Genomic DNA, 10,834 nt, shown 5'->3' with positions numbered 1-10,834 from the left:
TGAGAAGCTGACGTGTAGTCCGGCTCAGCTCGACAGGATGCTGACCGAGGCCCGCCACAGTCCCCTCCCTTCAGGGAGGGGAGCCTTCAAAGGACCCGCTCTGTGACGGCACAGCCCTGCGGGAGTCAGGCAGAAGCCAGCAGTACCTCCAGCGCCGCCGCCGTCTCCGGATAGCGGGCGAGCAGCGCCGTCCCTTCCGGACCGGCGCTCCCCGTCTGCCACGCCCCGTCGCAGCCCAGCAGTGTCCCCACCGCATCGCACGTCGCCGGGTGGGCAGCCAGCAGTGCGACGCCACGGCGGGCGCCGATGCCCGCGGCCGGACGGGCACTCGGTGCACTCGGCCGGTCCCGCCACGGTGGCACCCACTCGTCCAGCGCCGCGAGTCGGCCGGGGAAGATCCGTCCGGCCTCGCGGATCAGCAGTGGAGCCAGATCTGCGCCGCCGGATCGCAGCGTGGTGATCAGGGTCGGCAGCCATGGCAGCAGCACCGGATCGGGCAATCGCCCGAAGGCGTTCGACACCGCTTCCACGACGAAGTCGACGAGGCCCGGCACAGGCTCCAGTGCGTGCACGAATCCGCTCAGGTAGCGCGGATAGGCGGGCAACACCAGGGGATTGCCCAGTAGTTCGTCGCACCGCGTCCGCAGATCCTCTCGGGACAGACGCCCCAGCTGAACCTGCGCCGCCCACAGCAGCGCCGTCTTCGACGGCTCCTCGGGATGCGACTGCGTGACCGCCAGCTCCAGCTGGGTCCGGTCGCAGCCCAGCGAGAGGGCCAGACTCTCCATGCTGAGCAGGAAGCCCAGCATCGCCCCGACCTGACGGACGGTCGCGTCCTCGTCGGCGAACGCCGTCGGGAGCAGAGTGCAGTAGTGCGCGTAGCCGGTCTTGACGAAGGACTCGATCCACGGCGGCAGCACCGGCTCGCTGGTCCGGTAGTAGGCGAGTAGCCGCCGTACCCGGCGCAGCACCTCCGGAGCGCCGTCGACACTGCGTTCGCCCGCCAGAACCTCCAGCGCGCGTGTGCCGAGCTCGTCGGCGAGGCGGCGGCTGCGCAGATACAGCGTCGCGTCCTCGACGGTCTCCAGGACGACCGCCGCCGTTGCCTGCGGGCCGTACGCCCTGCGTCGTAGCCGCTGTTCCAGGACCTGCTCGACGCTGACACCCTCGTAGCCGAGCTCGATCAGTGCGCGTTGGTGAGTGCCGAGCGCGAGATCCCACGACTCCTGGATCGGCCGCTCGCCGAGCCGTCGCTCACCCATGATGGGCCTTGCCGCACCCTGCGGCATCAGGTACCGCAGCATCCACAGCACGTCGGAGCACGCCCCGAGCTCGGGCCGGCCGGCGATGTCCAGCAACGCCCGCTGCACGCCGCGCTGTTGCAGCTTCTGGTTCAGTGGTGTCAGCCGGTCGTGCACATCGCGGGCCAGTGGTGGCAGCGCGTCGTACCCGACCTGGCCGATCCGGTCGCCGCCCATCATGATCTCCACCAGGCGGCGCACATCGCGCCTGCCGGGCACGGTGTCCTTCTCGATGCAGGTGACCGCCGCGTCCTGGAAGTCGTACGGCGTGGGCTTGGCCCGGTCGCGCATGCCGGCGAGCAGGATCGACGTCTGGAACACCGCGATGGCGTCGGCGGTGGAGGCGAGATAACCGTTGCGACGAGCGGCGCGCACGATGTCGACGGACCAGCCGAGCAGTTCGGCCTCGTCCAGCCGGTCGAGGACGGGCGGTCGCTGCAGGAAGCCCGACAGCTTGTCCGCGGCCGGAGCCACCGACTGGGAAGCGGCCACCGCCACGGCCTTCTTGGCCGTCGAGCGCTTCTTCCCTCCTGCCTGTCCTTCGAGCCGGAAGGGCCGCACGCCGGTGCGTCTGACGTTCTTCGCCCATACCGTCGCGGCGATCGACACCGACCCGGCGGCCAGCCCGAACTGCGCCTCGATCGCCGCATGGCTGGACGGGATCAGGCCGTGCTGCCACCGGGTCCCGGTGGGCGGGCTGATCTCGAAGGTGTCGGCGCCGTGGACACCGAACTCCGCCACGCGGCTGGCCGCATGGAAGGCGCCGCAGACATAGAGGCAGTCCGCGGGGTCGATGCCGCCGGCGGCGAGATGCCGGCGCATCCGGGTCCACATATGGCGTTCGCGATCCTCGTCGACACGCACGCGCTGCGGATCCCCGGGGGCCAGGCGCCGGAACAGGCTGCCGATCAGGAGCATGACCTGTCGGTAGGTGTCGTGGTCGCTGTCCCCGAGCGGCAGTTCCACGTACTGGTGCCACCACTCGGACCAGTGCCGTACCCGGCCATGGCGCAACAGGTGCTCTTCCAGCTCGGCGAAGCGCGGCCGCAGATCGCCGATCTCCACCCCGATCGCGTCGCCGTGCAGTGCCGCCTCCTCCTCGGCCGTCGGTGCGTCCGGGTCGGTCTGTTCGGCGGACTCGGTGCGGCGCGCGTCCCACTGGAACACGTGGTCCGAGGAACGGTCGACGAGGACCAGTTCGACGCCCGGCGTGTCCAGCGCATAGGCGATCGCCTGGTACTCGGCCGATGCCTCGGTGATGGGGGCGACCACCGACAACGGCGACCACTCGGCCGGGAACCCCTCGACGTCGGTCGCGAACGCCTGCACCGCCACCGGGAGCCGGCAGTTGCGCAGTTCGGACAGCAGCGGCGCCATGTCCTCGCACAACTCCAGGTACACGACCTTCGGCTGCTTCTCGCGCAGGCGGCGCGCCATCGCGATCGCCGAGGCCGGCGAGTGGTGGCAGACCGGGAAGATCTCCAGCGGTTCACGCACCGCGCGGTCGACGTCGTCGACGATGCCGAGCAGGATGCCTTCCAGTGCGTCCGGCCCGTCGGCGAAGGTCGCGGCGGCTTCCTGCAACTGACTCCGCAGCGCGGTGAAGGTCCCCTCCTCCATGCCGCTCACGACAGCGTGGCGATCGCGTCGCGGCCGCCCTCGAGGAACTCCGGCCAGGATCCGCCTTCTTCCTTGCTGCGCGGTTCGACCACGCCATGGAGGTACTTGTTGAGGATGGCCAGGTCCTCCGGCTCGCGTCGCGCCAGCGACCCCACGAGCGAGGAGGCGAGCGTGTGGGCGGTCAGCGCGCGCTCACCGAAGAAATTGCTGTGCAGGATCGCGTCCTCCAGTACGCCGATCTGCTCGGCCGTGGACAGGGCGGACTCGAGCTTCTCGTCGTCGCTGCCGGCAGCGGCCGCCGACGCACGCAGGTCGGCGAAGCTCTGCAGCAGTACATCGAGAAGTGTCGGCGGCACCTCCAGCTCGATCTGGTGGCGGCGCAGGAGTTCCTCCGTGCGGAAGCGGACGATCTCCGCTTCGCTCTTCTTGTTCGTCACGACCGGGATCCGCACGAAGTTGAAGCGGCGCTTGAGCGCCGAGGACAGGTCGTTGACGCCCCGGTCGCGGCTGTTGGCCGTGGCGATGACAGAGAAACCGGGCTTGGCGAAGACGATGTTGTCACTGTCGAGTTCCGGGACCGAGATGTACTTCTCGGACAGAATGGAAATCAGCGCGTCCTGAACATCACTGGTGGAGCGGGTGAGTTCCTCGAATCGGCCGATGACGCCACTCTCCATCGCGGTCATGATCGGCGAGGGGATCATCGACGCCCGGGACTGTCCCTTGGCGATCACCATGGAGACGTTCCACGAGTACTTGATGTGGTCCTCGGTGGTGCCGGCCGTGCCCTGCACCACGAGGGTGGAGTTGCGGCATATCGCGGCGGCCAGCAGCTCGGCCAGCCAGCTCTTGCCGGTGCCGGGGTCGCCGATGAGCAGCAGACCGCGGTCGGAGGCCAGTGTGACGATGGCGCGCTCGACGAAGCTGCGGTCGCCGAACCACTTCTGCGAGATCTCCCGGTCGAGCCCGTCGGAGCGCTCGGACCCCAGGATGAACAGGCGGACCATCTTCGGGGACAGACGCCAGGAAAAGGGCTTGGGGCCGTCGTCGACGGACTCCAGCCAGTCCAGTTCCTCGGCGTACTTGATCTCGGCGGGCGCGCGCAACAGATCGGACAAGGCAGGGCCTTTCTCAGCGAAAAACGTCGTGAACAGGTATCCAGTGCGGCGACCGGAAAGGTTCACCGGCAAACCTTTCCGGCCACAGCACTAGGCGAGAAACGTCTTGAGCTCGTGGACGAGCTTGCGGATGTGACCGGAGATCACCGGTGTGCCGAGATCTTTGAAGCGCTCCCGGAACCAGGGGTTGACGCTGCCGCGGCCGGCGCTGGTCACCGAGCCCAACGGGATGAACTTCGCGCCGGAGCGATGGATGGCCGTCATGCTCTCGAACAGCTGCTCGGTGCGCCATTCGTAGAAGTCGGAGATCCACACCACGACCGTGTTCCGCGGCTCGGCGATCTTCGGCTGGGCCAGTGCCATGGCGACCGTTCCGTCGGTGCCGCCGCCGAGGTTGGTGCGCAGCAGGGTCTCGAACGGGTCGTGCACCCAGGGCGTCAGGTCGAGCGCCTGGGTGTCGTAGGCGATCAGGTGGACGTCCACCTTGGGCAGCCCGGCGAAGATGGACGCCAGGATGGTGCAGTTGACCATCGAGTCGACCATCGAGCCCGACTGGTCCACCACCACGATCAGCCGCTGGGGCGTCGTCCTGCGGGCGGTGTGGCGGTAGTAGAGGCGGTCGACATACAGTCGCTCCTCCTCCGGGCTCCAGTTGGTGAGGTTCTTCCAGATCGTGCGGTCGAGGTCGAGGTTGCGGAACACCCGCTTGGGCGGAACCGAGCGGTCCAGGGCTCCGACCGTGGCCTTCTCCACCTGGGTGCGCAGCACGTCGGCCACGTCGTCGACGAAACGGCGGATCAGGGCCTTGGCGTTGGCCAGCGCTACGCCGGACAGGTTGTTCTTGTCCCGCAGCAGCTGCTCGATCAGCGACATGCTCGGCGTCAGCTGCGCGGCGAGCTGAGGATCCGCGAGCACCTCACGCAAGTGCATCCGCCTGACGAGGTCGGCTTCGATGGCGCCGAGTTCGGGCCCGATCCCCGGGATCAACCGGCCGAGGTCGGGCGTCGTCCCGCGGCCGCCCGTACCGGTCGGGCTGACGCCCCGACCCGAGCCGCCCCCGGAGCGCCCGCCACGCAGTTCACCGGGCTTGCAGCCGAGCGCGCGCTCCAGCCACCCGGCGTCGGACTGCCAGCGGGACAACTGCCCGGCGGTGACCGTACCGGAGCCGGACGCGAAGACGTTGAGCAGCACTTTCGACACCAGCGCCGCGCGCCGCACCTCGGCGGCGCGCTCGCGAACGCCGGCATCGGACTCGGACTCCGGCTCGGGCACCATGAGACCGTCGAACTCGGCGGCCAGCTCGGGGTGACGCTGCACGATCGAATCGACGGACGCCTGCGGGTCCAACAGTGCGGGCGGCAGACCGATGTCCTCGACGACGGCGAGGCTCGCCGACTCCAGCGTCGGCTGTTCCTCGTGGTCGAAGAGGCGGGCCAGCAGTCGCCAGTACAGCACCTGGCGACGATTGTCGTGGGGGTCCACCTCGTGGTCCTGTCCAGGGGTCGGGTCGGTCATTTCCGCAGCAGCCTTCCGGCTCGCTCACGCAGCACCGCAACGGCGTCGGTGGCGCCCTTCTCGGCCTTGACGCCGGCCTTGTCCGTCGTGCCTCCGGCCCATGCGCCGGCCTGGATCGCGACAGCCCTCTTCCGCACGGTGGTCTCGACGGCGAGCGGCTGCACCCCGAACGTCCCCACGTCCCAGCGCAGCAGACCGATGCATGCGCTCGACGCAGCGACGGCATCGGCGGTCAGCGGACCGGCCGCGGGAATTCGGTCCGTGTCGACGGCGACAGGGCATCCGGCCACGCTGAAGAGCACTGCGTCGTCGTCCTGCTGGACGGTGTAGCCCTCCAGGAACACCGGTACGGCGATCGAGGCGGGGTGCCGGTCCAGTGGTGCGGTCGCCGAGGCACGCGCGGTGGGAAGGGCGACGCGGGCGGTCGCGAAGACGTCGGCGGGCTCACCGAGGCGGGCGTGTTCGTCCTGCCAGATCAGATCGCCCTCGTCGGTGATCGGCATATCGGCGATGTCCATCGAGCGGCCTTCGCTGACGGCCGACAGCAGCGCCATGTGCGGGCGCATCAGCTGCCAGACACCGGCTCCGACGACCGTGTCCGGCTTCGGCACCGAGACACCGGCGCGCACCAGGCGCGGCCCCGTGCCGTCGGCGGGCTCGAACACGGCGTGGACCTGAGCCCGTGCGGCGGTGGCGTGTTCGTGCAGGTCGACGCCGAGGGGCAGGAGGCGGCCGGTGGCCGTGCCGGTCGAGGGGACGTCGGCGGCACCGGGCAGCGTCAGAAGCGTCGCACGCGCCCACAGGTCGGCCCAGCGACGCGCCGGGATCCGCTCCAGGGTCGCACCTGGGCAGGAGGCGGCGAGTTCGGCGGCGAAGCCGTCGAGCAGCGTGGCCAGGCGACGCAGGGCCGGTTCCGGAAGCAACGCGGAGACGACGGGGGCCGCCCCGGACACCAACTCGTGGTCGATGCCCCGCCAGCCGGCGCGCGCCAGATCGGACAGCCAGGAGCGAGCGGCCGCGAGTACGTTCACCGCTTGCGGCCCTACGTGCACAGGGGCCCTCCCTTCGCTGTGGCTCCGGCCGGTCCACTCGTCGACGCGGTCCATGAGCGCGTCGTGGACGGAGCCGAGCAGCGCGGTGCGGGCAGCAGCGAGAGCGACGCAGTGGTCCTCGCTCGCGGCTCCGGCGACCGCCTTCTCCGCCGCCTCGGCAACGCCGGACGCCAGCGGTGTGCCCGCGAGGGCGTCGGCGAACTCGGCCAGGTCGGCGGCCTCGGCGGGTTGGGGACGCAGCAGACCGCCGACGAGGGCCCGGTCGAAGGCATCGACGGCGGCCATCGCCTCGTCGAGTCCGGCGATGGACTCGGCGAGCAGGCCGGTGCGCTCCCCGGCGTTCGCACCGGGCTCGTGCGGGAGCACCCCCATCGACACCGCCCTGGTGGGCGGGAACCACTGCATCTCGGGCAACGGCGCGGTGGTCGGCGCGAGTTCCAGGTAGGACAGGTGGCGCAGGAACCGGCTGAAGACAGCAGCGGCGGCCCGGTCGCCCGCCGCGGACGGGCGCGTGCCCGCCATGGCGGCGGCGATGCTCTCCGCGCTCGTCTCGCCCTCCTCGATCTCGATCCGCAGATAGCGGGCGACGCGCTCGATGCCGTACTGCAGCACCGCCTCGTTGATCAGAGCCCGGATATGGTTGCAGAACGACCCCCGCGCGCCGCCGCAGGGGCGGTTGTTGTTGGTGCTGCAGGCGTACGCGTACGTGCCGGCCGCGACCGACGACACATAGACCCGCTCGATGTCGGATCCACTGGACACCACGCCCTGCAGGCGTCCGTCGGCCAGTTCGACGAACGGGACCTTGGCGAGCTTGCGCGGCCGCGCGGGCGGTATCACCCGCGCCGTACTCGACTTCTCCCAGTCCGACAACGCACCATCTCCTTTGCGGCAAGGGGGGATTCCCCACCGGCTCGGCGGGACACGACAGAACCTACTGGGGACCACTGACAACGCCGGTCGAACCCGGCGCCCGGCATCGGCCGCCGCCGAGGGCACTGCATCGCGTGCATGACGGGATGGGGGCCTCGCTGCTCACCGCAGTTCTCAGCGCCGCTCGGCACGCCCCGCTCACCCGGTCGGCACAAGTCGTCACGATCCATGGGCACTTCTGTCGCTTTGTCGACTCAGACAGGGCCGACGCGCGGCACCGGTGGTCCCTCAGAGCCGCAAGAAGGCCGAGACCGCCTCCATGAACGCCTCCGGGGCGCAATGGTGGACCAGGTGCCCGGCCGGGATGGTGACCATACGTCCGCCGGGGATGCGCCGGGCCAGTTCAGCGACCCTGTCCTGGGGGATATGGCTGCTCGGGCCGCCGGCCACGACCAGGGTCTCGGCGGTGATCGCGCCGAGTCGCTCCGACCACGCCGGATCGGGCGTGTCGAGCTGCCTCCTGACGGCCCGCACCATCTCCCAGTCGAAGGGGAGTTCGCCGTCCGGCCTGGTCAGGGTGATCGGCTCCCGGGGGCGAGGGACGGGGACATCCTCCAGGACGAGCCGGGCCACTCTCTGTGGACGGTCCGACGCGAGCAGATAGGCCACGACCCCGCCCAGCGAGTGGCCGATCAGGTCCACCCGGTCGAGTCCCAGCCTGTCCAGGAAATGCAGCACATCGCTCTGCATGAGTTCGAGCGAATAGTCTCCGGGGCGGTCACTCAGACCGTGGCCGCGGAGATCCGGTGCGTACACACGCCGGCTCCGGGCGAACACCGGCGCCACCGCGTCCCAGTCGGTGGCGCCCTCGCCCAGGGCATGGAGCAGCACGAGCGGCGGTGCGTCCAGCAGGCCCCACGCCTGGTAGGCCAGCCGAATCCCTTCCAGGTCGACAGAGCGGTGATCCGTCATGCCCGGAAGCTACGCGAAGGGTTCACTCGCCGGAGCGGGGTTCACCATCGGCCGAACATCGTCCCGCCCTACAGGTTCAGGGCCCTCATCCCCGCCTCGTCGTAGCGCGCCCCCGCCGGTTCGGGCAACTCGGCCTCGATGCGGGCGAGTTCGTCCTTCGTCAGCTCCACATCGACCGCGGCCGCGTTCTGTTCCAGGTACGTACGCCGCTTCGTGCCCGGGATGGGGACCAGGTCTTCGCCCTGCGCCAGGACCCAGGCGATCGCAAGCTGCGCCGGCGTGACGCCCTTCTCCGCGGCGATCTCCTTCACCTTCGCCGCGAGCCTCAGGTTCGCCTCCAGGTTCTCACCGGTGAATCGCGGACCGCTGCGGCGGAAGTCCCCTTCGTCCAGCTCGTCGGGAGAGGCGAAGCGGCCCGCGAGGAAGCCTCGTCCCAGGGGGGAGTAGGGGACGAACCCGATGCCGAGCTCACGGCACGCGGGCAGCACAGCGGCCTCCGGGTCGCGTGTCCACATCGAGTACTCGGTCTGCACCGCCGTGATGGGGTGAACGGCGTTGGCGCGGCGGATCGTCTCCGCGCTCGCCTCGCTCAGACCGATATGACGCACCTTGCCCTCGGCGACGAGTTCGGCCATCGCCCCGACGGTCTCCTCGATCGGCACCTTCGGATCGACGCGATGCTGGTAGTAGAGGTCGATGTAGTCGGTCCCGAGTCGCTTGAGCGAGCCGTGGATCGAACGGCGCACATGGTCGGCCGAGCCGTCCTGCCGCCCCACCGTGCTCATGTCGCCCGGGACCGCGTCGTCCATGCGGTAGTTGAATTTCGTGGCGATCACATACTCGTCACGGTGTCCCTCGACCGCGCGGCCGATCAGCGACTCGTTCGTGAGCGGGCCGTAGACCTGTGCGGTGTCGATGAAGTTGACACCCAACTCGAGGGCGCGCTGGATGGTCTTGATGCCCTCCTCCTGATCGGCCGAGCCGTAGAAGGCCGACATCCCCATGCAGCCGAGACCGATGGCGGAAACCTCCAGGTCCCGAAGCGTGCGCTGCTTCATGCTGTCCCAGCCTTTCTTGCGATGTCATCCTGCCGCTCGACGGGCGGAAACCCGTCCTCGCGCCGGAACTCGTCGAGCACCGCCTCATGGCGCCGGGAACGCGAGGGCGGCTGCGCCTGCACGGCGGCATGACCTCGTGGCCGCATCGACGGCCTTCACCAGCCCATGGAGCAGCGGATCTCGTGGATCGGTATCCCGGAGTTCCACGGCGTGAACGCTAGGACTTCGCGTGCACTCCAAGTCAAGCAGCAGGTGGAGCGCTCCGCCTGCCCACGGTCGAGTCGAGCCCTCGGCTTCGGACGGCTCACTCGGCGCGCCCTGCCGGGGCCACCCGGACGGGCTAGGAAAACACCACGTGGTCGCACGCGCGGACGATGCCGATGTCGCCGGTCGGAGCGCCTGTCGGCTCCGCCGGGGATCCAACGGCCGCCGGGCGATCTTCGGCCCGTTCACACACCCTGGTCGCGAGGCCCGCCCACGCCGGGTATCCGCTCCCGCGGGCACCTCTCCACCCCGCCGTTCCAGAACGCCACACAAGGAAGTACGGCAATGACATTGACGACGCACGCGCTGATCCCGGCGCTGCAGGACGCCCGGGATGCCCACGCAGCGGTCATCGACAGGTTCAGGGCGGACATGGCCGTGACCCCGGTCGGCCCGCACCGACAGGCCATGGAACACCACCTCGCCGACGCCCTGGAACACATTGTGCGCATCGACGACCATGTACGCGCCATCCGGCCCCGCCACCTGCTGGGCGACACGACGGCGATCGTCCGCACGCTCATGACGGGCGCCCTCCGCGCGGCCCGCATTCCATTGGAGGCCGGCGCCATGATCGTCGACGGCCTGCTGCACGGCGGACAACCGGCCGCCGAGCGCCGCCTGCTGAAGAACATCGAGGGCGAGTACGCGGCCACCGCACAGGCGTTGGCGGCCTGCCGGGCCGGTGAGAGCATCGCCGCACTCGCCGACGACGAACAGGCCATGCACCTGCTGGGCGCACTGCGCCATAAGGACGAGCAACTGCTGCAGACGCTGGAGACCAGTCTCGAACAGGTCGCCCAGGCCATGGTGGACGCGACAGCCGGGGGCAGCCGGCCGCTCCAGGGCCACGGCATGCCCGCCACGCCGGCCCACGCCGCCGCGGGTCGACGCGATCAGCTGTGGCCGGACAGCCGCCGGCGGACCGACAGCCGGGTCGGCTCAGACCGTTCCTAGTCAGTGAGCAGGAGTGAGTCTTGTGCCCAATCCTGGTCAACTGGCGCATCCCGAACGGTGGTGGATGCACTGGTCTCCCGCGTTCGCGCCGCGTCCGGCGACAC

At 69.8% G+C, this 10,834-nt stretch carries 7 protein-coding genes; 1 reads left to right on the top strand and 6 read right to left on the bottom strand.

What is annotated here, in order from left to right:
- Positions 1-125: 125 nt before the first annotated feature.
- The 6 genes from VXC91_RS38065 to VXC91_RS38035 all read right to left on the bottom strand — a co-directional run bounded on the left by VXC91_RS38065 (position 126) and on the right by VXC91_RS38035 (position 9,509).
- A complete protein-coding gene (locus tag VXC91_RS38065) occupies positions 126-2,921 on the bottom strand; it encodes a hypothetical protein (RefSeq protein ID WP_408057577.1) in 2,796 nt (931 codons plus the stop codon).
- 5 nt (positions 2,922-2,926) lie between these two features.
- On the bottom strand, positions 2,927-4,039 hold the full coding sequence (locus tag VXC91_RS38060; RefSeq protein WP_329511925.1) for an ATP-binding protein: 1,113 nt from the start codon (positions 4,037-4,039) through the stop codon (positions 2,927-2,929).
- Between the two features lie 90 nt (positions 4,040-4,129).
- Positions 4,130-5,554, bottom strand: a complete 1,425-nt coding sequence (locus VXC91_RS38055) for a VWA domain-containing protein (RefSeq protein ID WP_329511924.1) — start codon at positions 5,552-5,554, stop codon at positions 4,130-4,132.
- Positions 5,551-6,978 carry a hypothetical protein gene (locus VXC91_RS38050; RefSeq protein ID WP_408057578.1) on the bottom strand — a complete coding sequence of 476 codons (1,428 nt, stop codon included), beginning with the start codon at positions 6,976-6,978 and terminating at the stop codon, positions 5,551-5,553. The genes VXC91_RS38055 and VXC91_RS38050 overlap by 4 nt, the downstream gene beginning before the upstream one ends.
- Before the next feature lie 789 nt (positions 6,979-7,767).
- Positions 7,768-8,451, bottom strand: coding sequence for an alpha/beta fold hydrolase (locus VXC91_RS38040; RefSeq protein WP_329511923.1), 684 nt, complete (start codon positions 8,449-8,451; stop codon positions 7,768-7,770).
- A gap of 68 nt (positions 8,452-8,519) precedes the next feature.
- A complete protein-coding gene (locus VXC91_RS38035; RefSeq protein ID WP_329511922.1) occupies positions 8,520-9,509 on the bottom strand; it encodes an aldo/keto reductase in 990 nt (329 codons plus the stop codon).
- Between the two features lie 549 nt (positions 9,510-10,058).
- Between VXC91_RS38035 and VXC91_RS38030 the strand changes: the two genes are divergently transcribed.
- Positions 10,059-10,730 carry a hypothetical protein gene (locus VXC91_RS38030; protein WP_329511921.1) on the top strand — a complete coding sequence of 224 codons (672 nt, stop codon included), beginning with the start codon at positions 10,059-10,061 and terminating at the stop codon, positions 10,728-10,730.
- The last annotated feature ends 104 nt before the right edge of the window (positions 10,731-10,834 follow it).

This window comes from Streptomyces chiangmaiensis (genome assembly GCF_036281785.1).
Lineage (GTDB): Bacteria > Actinomycetota > Actinomycetes > Streptomycetales > Streptomycetaceae > Streptomyces > Streptomyces chiangmaiensis.
This window is presented reverse-complemented; position numbering and strand designations above follow the sequence as displayed.

Coding starts and splice junctions, on each gene's coding strand:
- VXC91_RS38065 (WP_408057577.1), bottom strand. CDS start 2,921: ATGGAGGAGGGGACCTTCACCGCGCTGCGGAGTCAGTTGCAGGAAGCC.
- VXC91_RS38055 (WP_329511924.1), bottom strand. CDS start 5,554: ATGACCGACCCGACCCCTGGACAGGACCACGAGGTGGACCCCCACGAC.
- VXC91_RS38050 (WP_408057578.1), bottom strand. CDS start 6,978: ATGGGGGTGCTCCCGCACGAGCCCGGTGCGAACGCCGGGGAGCGCACC.
- VXC91_RS38040 (WP_329511923.1), bottom strand. CDS start 8,451: ATGACGGATCACCGCTCTGTCGACCTGGAAGGGATTCGGCTGGCCTAC.
- VXC91_RS38035 (WP_329511922.1), bottom strand. CDS start 9,509: ATGAAGCAGCGCACGCTTCGGGACCTGGAGGTTTCCGCCATCGGTCTC.
- VXC91_RS38030 (WP_329511921.1), top strand. CDS start 10,059: ATGACATTGACGACGCACGCGCTGATCCCGGCGCTGCAGGACGCCCGG.